The 22,628-nt window shown below is 33.3% G+C and carries 15 protein-coding genes and 1 pseudogene; 10 read left to right on the top strand and 6 right to left on the bottom strand.

Going from position 1 to position 22,628, the window contains the following annotated elements:
* Positions 1-38 precede the first annotated feature (38 nt).
* From flgL to rfaE1, 4 genes are all read left to right on the top strand, one after another.
* The gene (gene flgL / locus LS81_RS06485; RefSeq protein ID WP_034346445.1) at positions 39-2,591 is read left to right on the top strand and encodes a flagellar hook-associated protein FlgL; all 2,553 of its coding nucleotides are present in this window, start codon (positions 39-41) and stop codon (positions 2,589-2,591) included.
* 47 nt (positions 2,592-2,638) lie between these two features.
* Positions 2,639-3,592, top strand: coding sequence for a hypothetical protein (locus LS81_RS06480; protein WP_034346447.1), 954 nt, complete (start codon positions 2,639-2,641; stop codon positions 3,590-3,592).
* 94 nt (positions 3,593-3,686) lie between these two features.
* A complete protein-coding gene (locus LS81_RS06475) occupies positions 3,687-4,934 on the top strand; it encodes an NAD-dependent epimerase/dehydratase family protein (RefSeq protein ID WP_052096542.1) in 1,248 nt (415 codons plus the stop codon).
* Positions 4,925-6,343 carry a D-glycero-beta-D-manno-heptose-7-phosphate kinase gene (gene rfaE1, locus LS81_RS06470; protein ID WP_034346449.1) on the top strand — a complete coding sequence of 473 codons (1,419 nt, stop codon included), beginning with the start codon at positions 4,925-4,927 and terminating at the stop codon, positions 6,341-6,343. The genes LS81_RS06475 and rfaE1 overlap by 10 nt, the downstream gene beginning before the upstream one ends.
* A gap of 345 nt (positions 6,344-6,688) precedes the next feature.
* Here the strand turns inward: rfaE1 and LS81_RS06465 are convergent, their stop codons facing one another.
* The 6 genes from LS81_RS06465 to LS81_RS06440 form a co-directional block, all read right to left on the bottom strand.
* On the bottom strand, positions 6,689-7,411 hold the full coding sequence (locus tag LS81_RS06465; RefSeq protein ID WP_034346451.1) for a hypothetical protein: 723 nt from the start codon (positions 7,409-7,411) through the stop codon (positions 6,689-6,691).
* A gap of 26 nt (positions 7,412-7,437) precedes the next feature.
* Positions 7,438-8,319, bottom strand: a complete 882-nt coding sequence (locus tag LS81_RS06460) for a polyprenyl synthetase family protein (RefSeq protein ID WP_034346452.1) — start codon at positions 8,317-8,319, stop codon at positions 7,438-7,440.
* A 505-nt stretch (positions 8,320-8,824) separates the two neighbouring features.
* Entirely contained in the window at positions 8,825-9,772 is a 948-nt protein-coding gene (locus LS81_RS06455; protein ID WP_034346453.1) for an arginase family protein, read from the bottom strand.
* A gap of 13 nt (positions 9,773-9,785) precedes the next feature.
* The gene (ccsA, locus tag LS81_RS06450) at positions 9,786-12,980 is read right to left on the bottom strand and encodes a cytochrome c biogenesis protein CcsA (protein WP_104696426.1); all 3,195 of its coding nucleotides are present in this window, start codon (positions 12,978-12,980) and stop codon (positions 9,786-9,788) included.
* Positions 12,981-13,017: 37 nt separating this feature from the next.
* On the bottom strand, positions 13,018-13,626 hold the full coding sequence (locus LS81_RS06445; protein ID WP_034346455.1) for a thioredoxin fold domain-containing protein: 609 nt from the start codon (positions 13,624-13,626) through the stop codon (positions 13,018-13,020).
* A gap of 53 nt (positions 13,627-13,679) precedes the next feature.
* Complete coding sequence (locus LS81_RS06440) at positions 13,680-14,282, bottom strand: thioredoxin fold domain-containing protein (RefSeq protein ID WP_233715838.1); 603 nt, start codon at positions 14,280-14,282, stop codon at positions 13,680-13,682.
* A gap of 822 nt (positions 14,283-15,104) precedes the next feature.
* On the opposite strand from LS81_RS06440, the pseudogene LS81_RS06435 reads away from it, so the two are divergent.
* The 6 genes and pseudogenes from LS81_RS06435 to LS81_RS06410 all read left to right on the top strand — a co-directional run bounded on the left by LS81_RS06435 (position 15,105) and on the right by LS81_RS06410 (position 21,938).
* Positions 15,105-16,699, top strand: a pseudogene (locus LS81_RS06435) (MBOAT family O-acyltransferase).
* 8 nt (positions 16,700-16,707) lie between these two features.
* Positions 16,708-17,697, top strand: a complete 990-nt coding sequence (locus LS81_RS06430) for a hypothetical protein (RefSeq protein ID WP_034345394.1) — start codon at positions 16,708-16,710, stop codon at positions 17,695-17,697.
* Positions 17,698-17,839: 142 nt separating this feature from the next.
* Positions 17,840-18,130: a DUF2018 family protein gene (locus LS81_RS06425; protein ID WP_034345396.1), complete on the top strand. Its 291-nt coding sequence runs from the start codon at positions 17,840-17,842 to the stop codon at positions 18,128-18,130.
* The gene (locus LS81_RS06420) at positions 18,123-18,629 is read left to right on the top strand and encodes a hypothetical protein (protein WP_034347048.1); all 507 of its coding nucleotides are present in this window, start codon (positions 18,123-18,125) and stop codon (positions 18,627-18,629) included. The genes LS81_RS06425 and LS81_RS06420 overlap by 8 nt, the downstream gene beginning before the upstream one ends.
* Before the next feature lie 196 nt (positions 18,630-18,825).
* Complete coding sequence (locus tag LS81_RS06415) at positions 18,826-20,931, top strand: polyribonucleotide nucleotidyltransferase (RefSeq protein ID WP_034345399.1); 2,106 nt, start codon at positions 18,826-18,828, stop codon at positions 20,929-20,931.
* 26 nt (positions 20,932-20,957) lie between these two features.
* Entirely contained in the window at positions 20,958-21,938 is a 981-nt protein-coding gene (locus LS81_RS06410) for a 3'(2'),5'-bisphosphate nucleotidase CysQ family protein (RefSeq protein ID WP_034345402.1), read from the top strand.
* The last annotated feature ends 690 nt before the right edge of the window (positions 21,939-22,628 follow it).

Here is a 22,628-nt window from a genome sequence, read left to right as displayed (position 1 = left end):
TAAGTGTGGAGATAAATACATATAGTAAGGTTGCAACAATGAGAGTAACTTTTGGGACAAAGTATAATCAAATGCTAAACAACAATGGTAATATTACCTCAAACCTTAATGATTTGAATACAAAGATTGCAAGTGGCAAAAAGATTCAATATGGTTGGCAAGATGCAAGCGTATCTAATCAGAATCTAAAGCTAGAATACGATGAAACGACTTTGCAACAAGGCATAGAGGTAGCACGTACAGCAGAGACACAAACATTGAACACAGATAAAGCCTTGCAAGAGATTTCACTTGCGATGGTGCAATTTAAAACAAAACTTCTACATGCTGCAAATGACTTGCATACTCCAACCTCAAGAGAAGCATTAGCAAGAGACTTAGAAGCAACAAAGGCACATATTATTAGCATTGCCAATACTTCAGTAGGTGGGAAATTTATCTTTGCAGGTAGCAAAGTGGATGTGCAACCATTTGATTCTGTGGGAAACTACTATGGTAATGATGAAGAGTTAAATGCACTTGTAAGTTCTAAAAATCTAGTCCCATTTAATATTACAGGTGAGGAGCTTTTTTATGGTTTTGATAATGATAAACATCGCCTTATTACAACGAATGGACGTATGCTGAATCAAACGCGACTTCACCCAGCGATCATGGATAATTCTGAAAAGCATAGTGAGCCAACAGAAGTATATATCAAAGAAGATGATACATTGCGTGATTTAATAGGTGATAATGATAATAATCCACGCAATAATGGAAAAGAATATTTTTATCTACAAGGTGTTAATAGTCGTGGTCAAAGCTTTAAAGAAAAATTTGCATTAGATGTAGGTTACACAAATCCAAAAAATGCTACGACGGTAAGAGATTTACTTGATAGAATTGGAAAAGCATTTGGCAATACACATGCGACAAAAGTTGTTGATGTGCACTTGAATAATTGGGGGCAAATTGAGATTAAAGACTTAAGACCTGGTAGTTCTAGCATTGATTTTCATATGATTTCAAGTGAGGCTGATGTAGAGAATCTTGCAGATCTTGAAAAGCTTGGTGCTAGAGTGCAAACCTATAGTAGTCAAAATCTTACTTCAGAATTTAGTGCAAGTAATCTTAAGGGTGTAAATGATTTATATGATAATCGTCTTACACATATCCCAACGACACTTATTCGCAAAGATAATGTGATGACAGAAGTGGATACAAAGCTAGAAGACATTCTCTCTGTCCCAACACGATATATTAAAATCACAGGCACACCGCCAAATGAAAAAGATGGCACTATTAGTAAAAGGGAACTTGGTGAACCTTTGTTGTTTGATGTAAAGGGTCAGGAAGTAAGGGATCTATTTGATGCGATTAAGGAGTATTTTGGCGGAAATATTGATGTAGAGCTAGATCATGGGCAGATTAATATTTATGATAGAAATGTTCGAAATAAAAGCACAGACACGTTAAAACCGCCATTTGATGGTGAAAGGGGCTTTTCCATCCGTCTTGAAACGCTTGATGAGAATGGGGGAGAAGTCAATGGTTTTACTTCAAGTCTTGGCGTGAGTTATACAAAGACTGGGTTTCAACAATTAGGCTCAAAACTTCGAGGTAATATATCACAATCTTTGTCAGGTACTTCCGTGCTTGCAAACGATCATACAAAGCTTATTGAAGTAACGGACGGATCACTAAATGGTAAAACTTATGGTTTTAAGCTCCATGATCATAATGGAATAGAGCTTGAGGCAAGCATCACTTTTACAAAGCAAGGAAGCTTTTTAGAATTACCAGCACAACACTCAGATAAGACCATAAAGATTCCATTATTTGATCCTTATGATGAGCCACCAGCAGTAACTATTAGCGGTGGAGATTCTGTGACTTATAGGCAACTTATGGACGCAATGTCGATAGCCCTAAATTATAGTAATGAAGATGATGAGTCACTAGGTGCCACACAAGTAAGGGATGGCAAACCAACACAAGTACAAAAGGATGCTTATGAAGAGTTATTGAGTAGAGCAAAGACAAATATTACCATTGATTTTGATAGTGAAGGAAAGATTGAGATCCAAGATAACCTGCGTGCAATTACGCGTATGACCATGATGTTTTATGATAAAGCACAAGATGATTTTAGTCCAGAAGCTATCCGTTATTCAAATGCAAATGTAAGATTAAATGCAAACGGATCTCTTGTGGTCGATGATCCAAAGATTCACTTTTTTAGAGGTTTAGATGATGCTATCCAATCTGTTAGAGATGGAATCTATCGTGCTGGAGCTTTGCATGGGCAAAGATATGATGATACAATGAAAAGTCTTGGTATCCAAAATTGTATTGAGTTAATCGATCATTTAAGTGATCATATAGAAAAAGTTATATCGAAAAATGGAGCACATACTCGTACATTCCAGAATGCTGTGGCAAGAAATGAGATTATTAAAACACAAGTAAGTGGTATCAAAGGTGATACGATTGGGGCAGATTTAGCAGAGACGTATAACAAATTTACAAATCTAAGCAATAATTATCAGGCTGTGCTGTCATCAACAAATCGAATCAACAATCTTTCACTTGTGAATTATCTTAATTAATAGAGTTTAATTGTGGTTGCCAGCCATTATAAATCATAAGGATTTTTATGTATAAAGCCATATTATTAAGTATAGGGAGTCCAACTATACTTGGTATCTATTATGAAGCAATGGACAAGAAAGCCCCCAAACTTATTTTTATTCTACGTGTAGATGGTAAAACAAGTGATGTTTTGCCATTACTTTTTGTGGCACATAATAGAGATGGGGTAAATATACATGAGCAATTAGAATCTCTGCTTACGCCAGAGGTGTTATCTCAATGTCGTTTATGTGAATGTTTGATTGATATAAATTTTTTAGAAGAGAGTAAAGAATTACAATATATTCTAAAAAAGCTTGATATCAACTATTCATCAGTCTCAAAACAAGATATTATGCAATCAGATGTAGATTCTAAGATTACAGAAGTCAATCAAAAGAATCTGGGATTAAACAGATCAATAGATTCTAAAGCAGATTTATTATTACAAGAACATATGAAAACTTGCCATATGCAACATGTAAAAGAAAGTTTGTCTATACAAAATAAAATTTATATGAATGATGCAATGGATTGTATAACACAAATAAATTTTATAGAACTAGAATGCAATCTAGCTAAAGCCTTGTATCTACTCTCGCAATTTATGCCATTAGATTCAATTTATTATTCTCGTGGAGTTGGGAGTTTGAGTGCTATAAAACTCACACATATATTTTTACATACTCTTTCATTAAGCAGTAATGTTTGTATATATGCTACAAATAGTTTCTATTTTAGCCAAACAAACGAGATAAAAGCATTTGCAAACATGTCGTTTTATCTTGATACAACAAGGACAGATTCTACACATCCAATTATCACAGATTCTAATGCAAAAGATTATATTTATATTGCCCCAAGTAGTATGCATATAACAAACACTACAGATACTTTAGGATTACTTTTACCATATCGACTCATACATAATGACTTTTTAGAGTCTTGCACACCTCTTTATGTAACACCAGCAGTCTAAAATGACATAAGAGATTTAGCCATATGAGTAATAATATAAACTCACAAAAACATGATAGAATCATAACAACTTTATAGAATTATGAGGCAGAATCATGCAAAGCGCAATTACACAACAATCGCAAAATATACAGAAAATAGATACTCTTAATCTTTCTGCTAAGACAATCTTAGTCACAGGAGCGGCAGGTTTTATAGGTAGTAACCTTGTAGAATATTTTGCTCTACATCATAGAGACTGCAGGATTCTAGCTCTTGATTATTTTAGAGATTCCCTTACATTTCCTAATGGAAATCCTACAACATTAGGGCATTTCAAAAATCTTGTGCTTTATCCAAATGTCGAGGTGTTATCTCTTGATATTGCAAATGATAAAGAGATGAGGGCATTGCAAAAAAATTATGGCAAAATAGATTATATCTTACATGAAGCTGCAGTCTCAGATACCACCTGTATGGATATGCGTCATGTTATGCAGGTAAATTTTAATGCGTTTAAGGCACTTATAAAACTTGCACTCAAACATGAAGCACATATTATATATGCAAGTTCAGCAGCAGTTTATGGTAATACTGAAATTCCAAATAGTGTTGGTATAAATGAGATTCCAGAAAATATTTATGGTTTTTCAAAGCTCTGCATGGATCAGGAAAACAAGAGGCTGCAAAAAACATTACAAGAAAAAGGCATAGGACTTATAGGTTTGCGTTACTTCAATGTATATGGTAGATATGAGTTTTATAAACATAAGACTTCTTCTATGATTCTACAGCTTTCTTTACAAGCTTTACGTGATAGAGTGGTGAGGCTATTTGAGTTTGGTGAGCAACAAAGAGATTTTGTGTATGTTCATGATGTTGTGCAGGCTAATATAAGGGCTATGGAGCTCCTCATGCTAACTTATGGTTTAAGAGATAGAAGTAAGCAGACACAAGAATGGTATAGAATCCATAAGACTTTCAATGATGTAAATATGCAACAAGAGCCACAAGCAGAAGAGATCGCATTGCAAAAAATGTTTGGACATGACTTTGCAACCAAATCACAAAGCATTATGCAAACATGGCTAGAGCGTGGTGCAGTTTATAATGTTGGAAGCGGAGTGTCACGTAGCTATAATGATATTATTGCTATTTTGAAGGAGAATTTGAAAGTAAATTTTGAAGTGCAATACATTAAAAATCCATATCCATTTTTTCAAAATCACACTCTTGCAAATAAGGCTGATTTTTTACCAAATTATATACCGCAATATACACTTGAAGCAGGAGTAAAAGATTATGTTCCGCATATAGAATCTGTTTTCAAGGAGATAAAAGAAGGAAAAAAGACATGGCAGTAGAACAAATAAAAGTCCTTGTTGTTGGGGATTTAATGCTTGATAAATATATATGGGGGAGTGCAAATCGTCTCTCACCTGAGGCACCCGTGCCAGTTGTAAAAATCGAAGAGGAGAGTTTTAGCCTTGGTGGGGCATGTAATGTAGCTAATAATTTGATAGCCATGGAAGCCTTTGTATCTATTTATGGTGTTGTGGGTGATGATGCAGAGGGAGAGGTGTTGCATGATTTTCTTGTTAGTAAGGGAATAGATTCTCATTGTTATAAGTCAAATCGTCCTACCACAACAAAGATGCGTATAATGGCCGCAAAACATCAGATGTTAAGGCTTGATAAAGAAAGTAGTTTGCCTTTAGAACCTCAAATTTATGAAACAATGTTAAATGATATACAGATAAACATTGCAACATATCATTGTATGATCTTAAGTGATTATTTAAAGGGTGTGCTAAGTCCTGATTTCACACAAAAGTTAATTAAACTTGCAAATAACTTTGATATTCCTGTATTATGTGATCCTAAGGGCAGCGACTATACAAAATATAAATATGCTACACTGCTAACTCCAAATAAAAAGGAAGCAATGGAGGCAACACATATACATATTCATGATGATAAAACGTTGCTTGAAGCATTGCTAAAGATGCGTCAAACCTGCAACCTCACATATCCGTTAATTACTCTCAGCGAAGAGGGCATAGCCTATCTTGATGGTAATTCAAATTTATATAAAAAACCCACAATCGCAAAAGAGGTTTATGATGTAAGTGGTGCTGGTGATACCGTCATTGCTGCTCTTGCATTGCAACTTGCAAAAGGTGAAAGCATAGAAGAAGCTACAAAATTTGCAAATGCTGCTGCTGCTGTTGTTATTGGAAAGATAGGTTCTGCAACTGCTACTCTTCAAGAAATACGAGATTATTTGGCGCCAAAAAGAATTGTGCGAGATGCTAGAGCAAAAATTATTACAAATTTTTCAGAAATAAAAGAGAATATTGGCGATAAAAAGGTAGTCTTTACAAATGGTTGCTTTGATATTTTGCATTATGGACATGTGAGTTATTTGGAAAAGGCTAGAAAGCTTGGTGATGTGTTGATTGTTGGCTTAAATAGTGATGATTCTATAAGGCGTTTGAAGGGCAAAGATAGACCTATTAACACACAAGAGGATAGGGCATTTATCTTGGCAAGTCTTGCATGTGTGAGCTATGTGATTATTTTTGATGAAGATACGCCAAAGAATCTTATTATGCAAATTAGACCACATGTATTAGTAAAGGGTGCAGATTATAAGGATAAGGTTGTAGTTGGTGCAGAATATGCAAACTCATTGCAACTCATTGATTTTATTGATAATAAAAGCACAACAAAAATTATAGATAAGATACAACAGCAGATAAAAGATAAATAACGACTCATATAATATTTAACAATACAGCGTTTTTGTAGTAAATCTTGCTTCAAGCATACCAGCAACGTTTTGAAGTCGCTCTATCATCGGTATATTATGAGGAGATAGGGTGGGTGCATGGTTGTGTAATGTCAAAATGAATATTAATCAATGGGTTTCAAAAGGCAAGAATCTTAAGGTGAGATGTTTGTCAGAGAGTCTCATGAATGTGAAGAATTAAAAATGTAGAAGATGTCTTAAGAGTCAAATCCCAATATGGCACAAATTCTACATATATAAGGATTTTATGCCTGACTTGGACTTAAAATAAGATCACCATTCTCTCTTAAACATTTATATAATTATCTATTTTACGTAACTATCAAATTTATTTATAGTGTTTTCTAAATATTGTATAAAATCTTGCTCTTTTGGCATGTCGTTATGGGCTTTTATTGTAGATAGTTTAATACACAGTGAAGCACTTGTATCTTTTGCTTGTCTTATTTTTGTCATAAATCCATTACTTTTTTCTAAAATTTCCTTTTGAGCCTGTGGTTGTAACCCTACAAAGAGCTCCAAAAATGGCTGCACAAAGTTATTCAATGCTTGCATGCTTGTTTGCATATGTGTATTAAGCGTTTCAATAATATTAATCATCATGCTATATGAACGTTCGCCTCTAGTAAAACACTCGTGAGTGAGTCTTGTGCAATCATCTATAAGCTTTTTTATTTCAACACAAATTGCTTCTGCATCAATTAACATTTTTTCCAAGACATTTGGATGTGCTCTACTAGTTTGTAAAAAGCTTTTCTGATAAGCACTACTTGTATTAATATTTATCGTTGTACTTTCTCGCCTTTTATAGAGTTTTTTGCGTTCTTCTCTATTCATATTGCTAATACGCATGTTGCCATTATAAAATGTAATGCCATGTTGTTTCAATAGTGGCAAAGCATGGTTTGGTAATGGAATGTTGTTTAAGTGGTTATAATAAGCACTACGGATCACTTCTTTTTGATAAGCACTGATTGTAAGTGCATTAATTTTTGCGATATTTTCCTCAATTTGTTTTGTATGCTTCATAATCTCTCTTTATATTCAATCCAACATCACTCAAGTGGTTTCAGATATAATTCCAAAAGTTCATTTAGGTACTCATATAGTTTATTATACCCTGTTGTTTGCAATTGTTCTAAATCTTTTTGCAATAATTCTGCATATTCTTTTAGAGCACCTTTTGCTCCATCAAGACCCATGAGATTTACATAACTATTTTTATTTGCATCATTATTTGCAGTTTTTCCAGATATGCTTTCATCCTGTATGGAATCGATAATATCATCTCGGATTTGAAAATAAAGCCCTAAAGTCAGTCCAAAATTATAGAGAAATTTCTGCATATCAAGTGATAAATTTGCAATAATTGCTCCCATTTTTAGGCTCGTTGCAATGAGTTTTGCAGTTTTATGCGTGTGTATAAATTGTAATTTATCAAGCGCTAATGTTGTGTTTTCAAAATGACAATCAAGGGCTTGACCCAGCACCATGCCACCAATGCCACCATTTTCACTCAAACACGAAATAAGCTCTACAATAGTGCTTGGAGCAAAATGTGAATTTGCAAGTAAATAAAAGCTATAAGTATTTAATGCATCACCCACAAGGATAGCACTCGCTTCATCATATTTGCAATGCAATGTTTGGTGGTTTCGTCGCAAAGCTGCATTATCCATAGCAGGTAAATCATCATGTATGAGGGAGTAGGTATGCAAGCATTCAATACTAAGGCACACATCAAAAGCATTTCTTACTTGCTCCTTTGCTTTCGCACATACAACACTAAGCAATAAGTTAGGACGAAATCTTTTACCTCCATTTAATACCATTTCCCAAAATGCCTTTTCAAAGTATGGATGAAAGCTTGATATGATTGGTTTATTGTTATGTAAATAAGTTTCAAACTCTATGCAGGCTTGTTTAAAAAATGACATATCAACACCTTTATTTTTTTTATAATTCTAACACGAAAAATATGTTTTCAATATCTGTTCTTATGATATCTTATATCAAATAATATTTAAAAACTCTTGATTTAACTATACTTAATAGATTTTAACATAGCTCAATTCCATATAGGTAAAGATTTTGCTATGTTTTATACAACACACTGTTGTTTTTATAGTTAAAATAATTAGATTGTATTTTTTAAGGTCATCTTTAATATCTTGATTTAACCTTGTAGAGAACAAAGTGTAACACACTAGACACACTTCATCATGCAAAGATAAGTGCAGATTTTGCAGAATAAGAGTATATATGAAATTGATTAAACAAAGCGTGATTTAGAGAAATGAGAATTAAAGTGGAATTTAAGCATGGTGGCGAATATAAATAATCTTATATTATTTATTCTTTCTATCTGCATTAAGATGTCATGGATTGAATAGAGGTGTGAAGCAAAACTTAAAAAAGCCACAGCATGCTGACAATATGTTATCAATGTGATACAACATTGCTTGTTAAAAAATTTGTAACTTCATGTAAAAAATTAAATAGCATTGCCTTATCTTGCTCTTTTGTAGTGCCTAATGTTGGGTTAAATTCACTAAGCTCAAACGCAACAATTTTATGCTGAAATGTTTCTGTGATATCTTTAATGAGCGATGTGAGCTCTCTCATATAAAGCCCATTTGGTTCATTGCAACCAGTACTTTGAAATTCATTGCAATCAAGCACATCTATATCTACACTCACATAAATTTTCGTGCTTTGAGATAAACATGTCTTCATTTGCTCTAAGCAATATGCTCTGTTGTTTTGTAAAGATTCTATATCTAATACACACATATTATGGGAATCTATAACATCTTGTTCAGCCTTTTCAAGGCTACGAATACCACAATAAACAACATTTTGTGGTTTTATAGAAACCTTTGAAATGTTCATTAGTTTTTCCCAAGATTCTAATTGTGATTGTGCAATCTTGTTTTTATTTGCTGCTTTATGTCCTATAAGTGCGGCTAAAGGCATACCATGTAAATTACCACTAAAGGTGCTTAGAGGTGTATGAATATCTGCATGTGCATCAATCCATATTACCCCTATCGTATCATTTGGTAATGCATTTTGAATACCCTGTACTACTGCCAACGCACTTGAATGATCCCCGCTAATGATAAATGGAAACTTATTCTCATAAATGATTGCTTGAGCTCTCTGTGCTACATTGTCTTTAAAAAAATCATAAAGCAAAGCAATATGCTTTGCACAATCATTTTTGTCTGCCAATGGGATTTTATCACTATCTAAAAAAAGATAATTTCTATCTTGCAACACAGCAAGATTTTTTACTCTCATATACTCACACAGCAAGGCAACACCCTTTGCTGAACCAAGCTTTCCTCCTGCGATATCAGAAGCTATCCCCAGAATTTCTAAAGCCATATTTATATCCTCTCTAATACGTGTCTTTTGTATGGAGCAGCTTACGCTTCATGAAAGCCAAAGCAACCAGGGCAAAGACTAATAGTAATGAAACATAAATAGATACATTTACACTATTGCCCTCACCTCGAGCATATGCATGCATACCCGTGCCAAGATAGAAATTCACACCAAAATATGTCATTAAGATACTAGAAAAGGCAAGTACTGCAAGCACATTGTAAATATAAGGCAGATACAATGGTTTGAGTAATCTTACATGTAGAACACACGCATATACGCCAACAGACACAAGAGACCAAGTTTCTTTAGAATCCCATCCCCAGTATCTGCCCCAAGATTCATTTGCCCACACACCACCTAGGAATGTACCAACAATAAGCATTAAAATCCCAATGATCATACTCATCTCGCTAATGGCACTAAGCACAAGAATTGTGGAATCAACTTGAGGTCTTTTTTGTTGATTACGAAAAATAAAAAGTATGAGATTTGTAATACCAAGCATAAAAGAAAGTCCCAAAAATCCATAGCTCGCAACAATTACTGCAACATGGATATTAAGCCAATATGATTGAAGAACTGGATGTAAATTACCAATTTGTGGATCCATAAAGCCCCAATGTGCTACCGTTAAAGCCATACCTGCTAAAAAACTAGCTCCACACATAGCAAAATAAGATTTACGCAAAATAATAACACCTGATAATGCACTAGCCCATGCAATATAAAGCATAGATTCATAGGCATTACTCCATGGTGCGTGTCCACCGACATACCAACGCAAAATAAGTCCTAGAGTATGTGCCACAAACACACAAAAAAGTATAATATAACAGCTCTTTCCAAGCCATTTTGGAATCTGCTTATTGCTCAAAATCGCAATAAAAGCTATAAAAAATAACAACATACCAAGCACTAGATAAAAATACTGCGACACTGGAAAAATATCTGTTTTATTTAGGAATAATTCAGATTCTACAAGTGTAGGATTAAGATATAAGCTACCACCAACAAGGGCTTGATAAGAATTGTAAAAAAGCAATGCCTCATCTAATTTATCCCACTCATTTAAGGCAATACCTACACGTGCTTGCAAACAAAAATCCTCTAAAAAATAAATCAGCAAAGTGAGTTCTAACCTATCCTTAAACTCATTTTGCTCTATTTGTGCTATATTGAGTAAATTTGGATTACCAAATGGTATCCAGGAGTGATCGTGTGATGGAATCATGCGTAGATAATGCCATATTGAAAATGGTAGAAGTATATCCATCTTTTCATGCAGTCTTAAGATTTGTTTATCAAACTCATTACGTTCTGAATCTCTTTTTTTCAATGCGGTATTTACGAAATGATAAAGCTTGTATGCCTTTTGAAATTTCTCCAATCTATCTGCATCAGGAAACATGCTAGCGGCATATACATCTTCTAGTCCATTTTTATGAAACAGATCTTCAAAAGACACATAGTTTTCTCTAACACCTAAAATATCAAGTATCTCTTTATTCGTTACTTTGATTAATCTTAACTTTGTCATAGTCTCTGGCATAACCATAAGACCCAATAGAAATTGATTATGTTCTAAACCTTTAAACTCTTTTTTACCTGTAATTTTACGCATAATCTCATCACTATAGGTATCAAGCAATTTAATGCGACCATCAACACCCTGGATTTGTATTTTGGCAAAACGCTTTAATGTCTTATAGGGCATCTTTTTTAGCCCTTCCAACCTATTTCTTATAGCTTCGTCACTCATATCGGTAAAAAGCGGAGCTATCTTGTCAGCACTTTCTTTATTTGTCTCCATATGTGCCATCAACGTCTTGTTGGCTTGTATGTATTTTTCTCTTAACTGCATATCCATGTGTGTGTTTTTTTCGTTATTATCATCGAGCGATGTTTCTTGAGGTAATTCGTGAGCAAACTCTTTAGCATCAGATTCCATACCAGTATCAGCATACAGCGGTGTATTTGCATGAAACACAGCTAATCCAAAGAAAAATAGAGCAATGCTTAATATCTTTTGTGATTTGATATAATTGCTTAATTTTCTAAAGCGAGAATCACTATCAAATAAAAGCCATAATGCACCAAGCACCAAAAGTGTATACCCTATGTATGTTGGAATTTTTCCAGGATCGTTATTAACTGACAAAATAGTAGCTGCATAAAGTGGGTTTCCTCTCTCATCATGCAATTCATTACCCTCCTCATCACGCTTCACGCGATATTCACTTTGGAAGAATCTATATCCTTTATAGTCAAGCACATTGTTCATAAATATCTTAAATGGATATTCATCGCGTTCTCCATCAATCACACGCACATAAGAAGCAAAGCTTGATGGCATCTGTGAGCCTGGATAATTTAGCACTTCAAATTTATCAAGCTTTAATTCAAATGGAAGTTGTATAAACTTTGGTCCCCAAGACAATGTAATAAAGCGATTACCAAAACGTGCTATTGCCCTCTCACCGCGATTGGATACAAGCATGGTGTGTGTTATACTATCATAAGTCACTTCAAATTGTGCTACATAATGATTCTCTCGTTTCTTCACTTCAAATTCTTGAGGTTTTATTGCTCTGTTCTCATTTTGCGCTTGCTCAAAAAGGGAGTTTAAGGAGTAGTTAATAATAGAAAGTGATTTAATACTTAGAGGTTTATCAAAAGCTTCTTTTGTGTCCAAGTTAAATTTTGAGAATCTTACATATGGACTTAAGGAAATCTTATACCCCTTTTTAAAACTATCAAGTGGTAAAATATCGTTTTGTGTCCCATTTTCTCCGATATCATTACTAACAAGCACATTTAAGAAATGATCTCTAGATTCAATAAAACTGCTACTTTCACCATCTTCTAATACCATGTTCCCCTCAAAACCATAGTAACGTGTAATACCTGCCCCAATAATAATTACAATCAATGCAAAATGAAAAGTATGTACACTGACTTTAAAGCCATAATATTTTATACTTTTTAACATACAACCAAATAAACTTAAAGCAAGCCATAAATTTAATATTTCAAACCACCATGATGCATAAATTACATCATATGCAACGATAGAGCCATACTCCTTTTCTACAAAAGTAGCCCACCCAATTGAAGCAGCATAAAGAGCCATAAGAAAAATACTAAGAGGCATAGATGCAAAAAGATTATTCAAAAGTGCCTTAAACATTATAGAAAGTTTTGTCATAATATCTCCCACCCACATTTCATTGTAGAAATAACGATTAAAAGTTTAACTTACCTTGTGTATATTGCTCTATAAACATAGCCGTACGCTTTTCGCTATTTTTTTCATCGCCATAACCTTTATTTTTTACAAATAGTAACATAGCACTAAAATAGTTGCCATTATATCCATCTAATTGCATAATCTTTGTCCCATCACTCTCTAACCATACAATAAGCGGCGTTTTAACCACACCATAATATCTTGCCAAATCATCAGTTTGCAAACTCTTTTGCATATAGGCTATTTCGTGTGTTTTACTGTAACTTGTATTGATGTAATACGTTGCGAAATTATCTTTTATAAAATCATGCAATTTCTTATTTTCACGCATATCTTGCTTGAGAATCTCACAATATTTACAATTATTCACACCAAAAATAAGCATAATAGGCTTTGAATCTGATTGTATATGCACATTATTGCTAATAACATCTTCCAATCCTTTGTATTCCGCCACATCAATATTTTCTAGTTTTGCGTTTAACTCGCTTGTATTTTGTTCTCCATCACTAATTGATATATCACCATCCTTACAACCAAGTACTGCACAGCATATACACGCACTACACAATACATTTAATAGCCCTTGACATATTCTATTCATAATATTCCTTTTATTGATTCTTTTAATAATGAAGCATTTATCCTGCTTCATCGCTATTTATCTTGTTTGGTTAAATCTTCTTCGTATTCTAAGAATCCAGCTACACGGTCTTTTGGTGTCTTATAATTTTTCCAAACATCATTGTAGATAAATTCTAATAAATGGATTATCCTTTTCTCTCCTGGGAATCCAGCCACACGCATAATCTCTTTGCCATCTGTATCGACAAATACAATTAAAGGTAAGGATTCTAGCTTATATAGCCTTGCTGTATCAAGGGAACTTAAACCAGAGAGATTCAGATAAGGTATGGCATGTCTTTTTTTATCACTTAAGTTAATATAGTAAGGTAAGAAATTTAGAGCAACATAGCCTTGTATCACATCATTGCCAATCAAGCTCGCACTTAAAATACTGCAGTGATAACAATCGTCTTTGCCAAAGACAATCATTGCTGGTTTATCTCCAAGTTGAATGCTTTTGCTATCAAGAAAGATGGAATCTAAGTTGTCATCTATATTTACATTTGCGACCTTTTGCTTTACCATGGCGGTCTCGCCATTATTTGCATATAAGCTTCCAAGCACACCAAAACATAGTAAACATATATAAAAGATTGCGTACGCTCTATAGCCCATTACTTTTTCTTGCTGCATGATATCCCCTTACTCACAAGACATGGAGGGATTTTACAACTTTAAAGGAAATAAAACTTTAATAAAGTTACTTAGAATCTAAAAGTTAGACACCTTATCACTCATCTTTTTGTATGATGTTGATTTGACACTACGTTACATGCTGTTTTAGAGATTCTTGGTTGTCGCAAGTTAGCATATTCTTTGTATATTCTGCCACATGATACTTTACAATAAAAATCTATAATTTTGCTTATCTAGAATCATATATATCATAGAGTTTAGCTGAACATTATAAGACACCCTTCAAGATAATTATATGTGAATGTATAGTTGATTTGTGCTGTTCTCTACTCACTTTTTTAGCTACAAGCCTATTAGAATCTAGACTACTTCCATACTAGATGCGTTTTATAACAGAATCTCATTGAGCTATGATTTAGGTATCATCTACTTCTACTTGATGAAGGATTTGCTTTTATGTTTGATTATATATATCACTCCTTAAATAGCTTAAAGCTAAAGAACCTCTATATCAAAATACATATACAAGCTGCAACAACCAATAAACTTAACCTATAGATAATTATCATTGCAATGATATATTTCATCTGATATGAAAAAGATTGTGCAATATATTCTCAAAATATTGCGTAACCTTGCGATATCTGCATTTTTTTGCTAACATAGAGAGGTTTTAAACTTTTTGGGTTAATTAAAGTAATAAAAGAGCAAGTAAGGGTTATTTTATTGCTATTGTTTTTTAATTTATGTGTGTTTTGAACTGATAACAAGTTTGCATGATATTTTCTAGATACATGTAGTTATCAATCAAGGATTTAAATGCTTTTTTCATCATATATTTTTATTTTTGCCTTTTTGCCTGTAGTATTTTTGGTATATTTTGCATTAAATCACAAAGGGTTTTATCGAGCCTCCATTGTGTGGCTCACATTTGCTAGTTTGTTCTTTTATTCATATTGGAATGTCATTTATCTTCCATTATTACTCTTTTCGATTAGCTTTAATTATATTGTATCTGGTTTTATGCTTAAGGCTCAAAAGTTAAAAACGGGGGGGGGGGGGTAAAACCCTTTTTTAGCAGTAAAAAACTGCTGTATATCGCTCTTGTTTTTAATATCTCATTGCTTTGCTTTTTTAAATATATGGATTTTTTCATAGAAAGCATTAATCTTGTTTTTCATAGTCATATCGATTTATTACGCATTGCTTTACCTTTAGGTATTAGCTTTTTCACTATTACACAAATTGCTTTTTTGGTGGATTGCTATCATGGTATAGTAAAAGAGAGAAATCCTATCAATTACGCACTTTTTGTTACATTTTTTCCACATCTTATTGCAGGTCCTATTTTGCATCATAAGGAAATGATGCCACAATTTGCAGATACACATAATAAAATCTTAAATTATAAGAATCTTGCAACAGGGTTATTTCTCTTTGCTATTGGCTTATTCAAAAAAGTCGTTATTGCTGATAGTTTTGCTAAATGGGCAAATGCTGGATTTAGCGTCGTGGAAAACAATCAGTTTTTAAACATTTTTGAGTCATGGGTTACAAGTCTTAGCTATACCTTTCAACTTTACTTTGATTTTAGTGGATATTGTGATATGGCGGTAGGACTTGGGCTTATGTTTAATATTAAGTTACCAATTAATTTTAATTCACCATATAAATCATTAAACATTACTGATTTCTGGAGAAGATGGCATATAACGCTTGGAAGATTCTTAAAAGCATACCTATATATCCCACTTGGTGGCAATCAAAATAACGCTTATAAACAAAGTAAGATCTATGATATGTTAAATAAGATTCTCACATTAAGAAATCTTTTTATTGTAGCATTTATTAGTGGAGTGTGGCATGGTGCTGGATTTGGATTTATTATCTGGGGGACGTTGCATGGTTTGGCTATGCTTATACATAGAATTTATATGTATATTTTAGAATCTTTTGATCTCAAAGATATACAGAAAGAAAAATCTTCTCCTGAAACTTTATCCAATGCAAGATTTAAGATGTATTTTCTAGAATCTAAGTTTTATAAAATTGCATGTTGGTTTATTACCTTTAATTTTATCAACATTACTTGGGTATTCTTCCGTGCTGAGAATGTGCAAGGTGCCTTAAATTTACTAAAAGGTATGTTTGGTATTGTGTGGGTAGAGTTACCATCTAAGTGGTATATGGCCTCGTTTGTTTTGCAAAATATTCAAGGGCATGATAAAACATTACTTTTTTTGTCGTTAAGTTTTTTCATATGCTTATATTGTCGGAATAGCATGCAAGTGTTAGAGAGCTTTAAAAGGAGATTGTCTTTATTTGCTTTTTTTGCAAGCCTCATGTTTGCTTACTCAATGTTTTATCTGCTCGTCGCGGAAAGTTTGCCAGAATTCATCTATTTTAATTTTTAGGAAGCCCTATGCAATATAAAAGAGCAGTGATTATCATGATTGTTTTGCAACCAATTTATCTTGTGTGTATATATTGCCTTGTATTTTTTGGACAAATTTTTTATATGTATATCGAATACCCACAATACATTCACCAAAAACAAAAGACCAAACAAACACAAAACGCTGATATCGTTATAATTGGTAATTCCCGTGCAAAATCTGGTTTTATTCCAAATGAAATTAAAAAAATGAGTTCGATTAATCTTGGGGTCGGTGGTTCTAGCCCTATTATCGGATTTTATACTTTAAAAAGGTATCTTAAAAATAGTAGACCTCCAAAGGTCGTGGTCTTGTCGTATTCAGCAGATTACCTTATAAGTCCTGCAGATTTTTTCTGGCAGGGTGGTGTAAAGACTGGATTCCTAGAGTTTAATGAAATCTTTAGCGTCTTAGAAAAAGCTAGGGAATTAAAAGATTGTGTGCCATTTGAAAATGCAGGTGGTGGTTGTAATAAGATGGATGTTTATAAGTATTTTTTAGATTTACGAAACTTTGGCAAAGAATTAGTGACTATCAATATAACACTAAAACGTTACAGGATGAATAAACACATCTTTAAAGAGTTGGATGAATCGAACGGGCATTTCTATTATGGTCGATCAAAAGCTGCTAACGGGAATTTTAGCGAAGTGGATATTAAAGACTTTTCTGTTAGTCCTTTGGTAAACTATTATCTTCATGAAATTGCTGCTCTTGCAAGACAACATGGCGTTATTGTAGCCATGTATGTAATGCCTATCAACATACATTCATTTCAACAATTAAATCCAACATTTTTGCAAAACTACAACAAATTTTATGATACGTTAGAGGAACGATATGGAATCATATCATTAAATAAGCTTTATGCAATGCCTAGTGAAGCATTTGGGGATCATTCTCATCTTTATGCCGGAGCAAAGGAAGTAACATGGGATATTTATAATAAACTTCTTGCAAAAAATCTCCTCGAATAACCGAGTGAATATAGAAGTGTCGTCATTTTATTTCCAATACCGAACTCCTATATAAAACTCAATATAAAATTGCAATGAAAATCTTGCATAAAAACAAAAAATATGTAAAAATACTTTAATCTAAAAACAGAAAGGATAAAAAATGTGGGAAAATCCACTTGATAACATGGAAGTCTTTGAGGGCAATCCAATAGATAAATGGAAAGAGGTAATATTTAATGCAAGTCGCACTCTTGCTCATAAGGAAATAGAGCGATTGCTAGAGGAGTTGGCTCTTTATGAAATGGCATTTGAGGCTGAAGAAAAACCAGTGAATCTGCGTGAATTCTTTTATAATATTCATCATGATGCGGAATTTAAGCAGCAATTTTTAGAGAAAAAAAATAGCTTAGCTATTGAATCTATGGCAAAGATTCTAAGTGAAAATGAATAAAAATTGCAGGAGCTATGAGATATTATTGCATATGATGCTTAGTTGCAGTAAGTATAAAAAAAGTCTTATAGCTTCATTTGTGATTATATTGTGTGTATATGTGGATTGCTATGCAAAGGGTATTGCACCCACAATAGAGCTTAATTTTGATTTAAAAAAAGATGAAGTTGTATATGCAACAATCAGTGCATCAAAAGATTCTCAAAGTGTTATGGGTGTGCCAAAAAACTTCACCTTGCGTTGGACTTTATATCGTAATGAAGGGCTTGTAATCCTTATGCGCTACGATCACTACCCTTATCAATTTATACTTTACAAGGATTACAGATTAAATAGCTTTACGCTTAATCTACTTGATCCACAAGGTGTAAATAGAAGCCCAAATCAACCGCAGTTGCGTATAACATTTGTTGGTATTGATGATCCATTTAATGATGAGAAAACTATTGCTCATTTGCGAATTACTGGCTTTGGAGACATGGATTTTACGCAGCAATAATTTCTATCTTATATCACCATTTGATGATTAATTGGAAAAATTCAGTTATAGATAGAAAATCTTTTGAACATAAGCATTGTGTGTAATTTTTAAGCATGAAAATTTGATTTTTTGTTATTTTTTTTACAATAGACATTCAAACATTTTTATCTACACACACATTTGTTATAATTATTTTATTTTTGCAAGGATAATTATGAAAATCATTCAAATTGAAAATGGACAAACAGAAACATATATACTCGATAAATATGCAACACTCGCGGATAGATCTGTTATGCAAAAGGTTGGTGGCAGCGTATTATTATGTAGTATCTGCATAGATTATGAGAATCCAAGCAGTGAGGATTTTTTACCACTTAGTGTTCAGTATGTTGAAAAAATGTATGCGATTGGCAAAATACCACAAGGTTTTCTCAAAAAAGAAGGCAAACCAAGTGACAATGAGATTCTCATTTCACGTTTAATTGATAGGAGCTTGCGACCACTATTTCCAAAAGACTATCCTTACCCTGTGCAGATTACAATACTTGTAATGAGTTATGATGGTAAGATAGATATATGTAAAAATGTTGTGAATTTAGCAAGTATTTGTCTTTATTTATCAAGTATTCCTTTGACGCAAAAGCAGATTCTAAATGGCATAAGAGTTGTGCGACATGATGAAAGTTTTAGTCTTTGTAATGATTTAGATGAGTTATCAGATTCTAAGCTTGATTTATTTGTGAGTGGGCTTGGAGATCGTGTAAGCATGATAGAAATGCAAGCATTAAAAACCACTATACAAACTAGGGATTCTGCAGTGGAGAATGCTAACCTTATACCCAAAAGCGATTTATTAGATGCAATTGGCATGGCAAGGAAGCATATAGAAAATATGTCTGTAGTTTATACACAGCAATTTGAACCTTTTGTCTTGCCAAAGAGGGCATATGAAAGCAGGAATAAGTTGGATTTATCATTGAAAGATCAGTTGCAATTGCAATATGGGGATTCCATAAAACAATGTTTGTTTAGTATGTCAAAGACGGAGCGACACACACAGCTTACATCTCTTATTAAAGAAATTTCGGAAGTGCAGAATCTTGGATATGATGATGTGGCAAAACACATATTTGCTATTAAAAAAGAGATTATGCGTAATTTGATCTTAAATGAGGGAAAAAGAGCTGATGGCAGAGCATTAAATGAGATTCGAGATATTGATATAGAATCTAATCTATTGCCAAAAGTTCATGGCAGTGCATGTTTTACACGAGGGCAAACACAGGCTCTTGTTACGTGCACATTAGGGAGTCAAAATGATGCACAGATACAAGAGGGAATCTTATCACAAGGTAAAAGTAAGATTATATTCCATTACAATTTTCCACCTTTTAGTGTCGGTGAAGCCTATCCTATTGGTGCAAGTTCAAGGCGTGAGCTAGGGCATGGTAATCTTGCATTAAAAGCAATAGAATCTAGTGTGCCTAACATACCCTATACAATTCGCCTTGTATCAGAGATTTTGCAATCCAATGGTTCAAGCTCCATGGCAAGCGTATGTGGAGCAACTCTTGCTATGCTTGGTGCAGATATAAAACTACATGATATGATAGCAGGTATAGCAATGGGGCTAATTTATGAAAACGAAGAGCAGTTTGCAATATTAAGCGATATTATGGGATTAGAAGACTTTGATGGTGATATGGATTTTAAGATTGCAGGTAATGAAAAAGGTTTTAGTGCATTGCAGCTTGATATTAAGATTGATGGGCTTAGTGAATCTATTTTAAATCAAAGCCTAGATCAAGCAACAGAAGGGATTTTACATATTTTGTCTCTTATGCGTAATGTTGATATTGTTCCAAATTATGATCTATTACCACAAAAAGAGAGCTTTCATGTGCCACCTACAAACATAGGAGATATAATAGGGCAGGGTGGTCGCACGATACGCGACATTATTTCCCGTTTTCAAGTTAATATTAATATCGATAAAGATGAGAGCGTAGTGCACATTACTGCTAATAATAGAGGTTCTATACAGAATGCAAAAAACCATATAATTGAACTTTTGCGGAAAAAAGAGAAAAAGGATTTGCCTTATAAATTAGGGGAATATTTGGAAGGTATAGTGAGTAAACAAATAGATGCAGGCTTTTTGATAGATTTGCCACAAGGTGGAAATGGTATTTTACGTTCCCCTATAAATGAAGAATTGCAAATAGGGCAATGTCTATTGGTTAAGATTCTAAGTTGCAGTCATGGCAAGGTGGAGTTAGAGATTGCAGAAAATAGGGAAGAGAGTGATGCAGGATAAGGCATTATTTGTATTGAAGGTTTAATATGGGATCAGTAAATTTAGAGCAATTTGAGAATCTACTCTATGAAACTCTTTGTATAGCTATTGGAGCGGGAAAGATAATTATGAGATTCCATGGTGATACAACGCATGTAGAAAAGAAAGATAAAAGCCCACTTACACAAGCTGATTTAGAATCTAATGCCTACATTATTAGGCAATTACAAAAAATAAGTCCCTATAAGGTGTGCTCTGAAGAAGCTGTTTTGGCTTATCATGAGCGTAAAGATCTCGAATATTTATGGCTTGTTGATCCGCTTGATGGTACAAAGGATTTCTTAAGTGGTAATGGTAACTTTACAATCAATATTGCCTTATTGCATAAAAACGAGGTTATACTTGGCGTTGTGTATGCACCATGTCTTTATGAAGCCTACATTGGTTTGCAAAGCTTTGGTAGTTTTTCTTATAATGTATGTGATTTTAGGGAGTTTACCTGTGTAGAGAATTCAAAAATGGCACAGATAAAATGGCTTAAAACACATAAGATCTTATTGGCAAAAGAGTATGCAAAAAAGATTTATGGAGATAGGCTAGAGTTCCTGTTTGGTGTCGATTCTTATGTGAGGGAGGAGATTTTAAGAAATCTTGAAAGGCATATAGAGTTTAAATCTATTTCTACTCAAAAGCAACTCATTGCTTGCGATTCTATCCATCATAGCACAAAGGAAACAGAGGAATTTTTGCAAAAGTATAATGCTCTTGTATTAAAGAGAGGATCATCGTTAAAAATTTGTGCGTTAGCAAGTGGTATTGCGGATATTTATCCGCGTATGAATGGAACAAGTGAGTGGGATACCGCAGCAGGTGAAATTATTTTATTAGAATCAGGTGGCATTACGCTTGATTTGCAGACAAAAAAACCCTTGCGTTACAATAAAGAAAGTATTCGCAATAATCACTTTGTAGGCTTTGCAAAATCATGTAAAAATAGCAGTATTTATAAAGATCTCATGCAATCTTAACGCTTGCTTAATAATTAAGCATATTTTCAACCTCTAAAAAATCTTAAAGTTTGCTACAAAGAGATGATAAAGTTTCTTGTTGAAGTATGGGTAGATACAATAATAATGTAATGATAAAAAGTGTTGCAACACCAAGAAATAGTTGTGTCTTTTAGCTTATATATTGTAGTTAGTATTAAAAAATTTAAGACATATCTATAAGTTAAAACCTGATAGATATCGCTTAAGTGTTGCATATATTAAAATAAGACTTTTGCTTTAATAAAGCTAAAGAGATCTGTGTTGTAAGTATTGAATATGATTATGCTTAAAAAACAATTAATATTTTCATTGTGTTGAATTATATTCATTGTTTGATATATGGATATATTTTAGTTCTTGAGAGATGAAGCAGATATATAATAGATTATTTTAATCTTTGCATTTACATAGCTTATTGAATCTGAAAGGAGTATAAAAGGCGGTGTGCAATTAACTCTCTGCTTTTTATTTAAAGATTTAAGTGTTATTTTGCAAATAGGGTAATAAAGAAAAGGGAAAGCTATTTTATAGGTTTGCTAGGTTAATGCAATACAAATGAATTAATATGAGAACCTAGATTCTAAAGCTTACTCTATTAAGCAATATGGGGGGGGGGGGGCTTTTAACTTTTAATATATTATCACATGGATATTTAGCGATGTTGTTTAT

This window comes from Helicobacter trogontum (assembly GCF_000765905.2).
GTDB lineage: Bacteria > Campylobacterota > Campylobacteria > Campylobacterales > Helicobacteraceae > Helicobacter_A > Helicobacter_A trogontum.
This window is presented reverse-complemented; position numbering and strand designations above follow the sequence as displayed.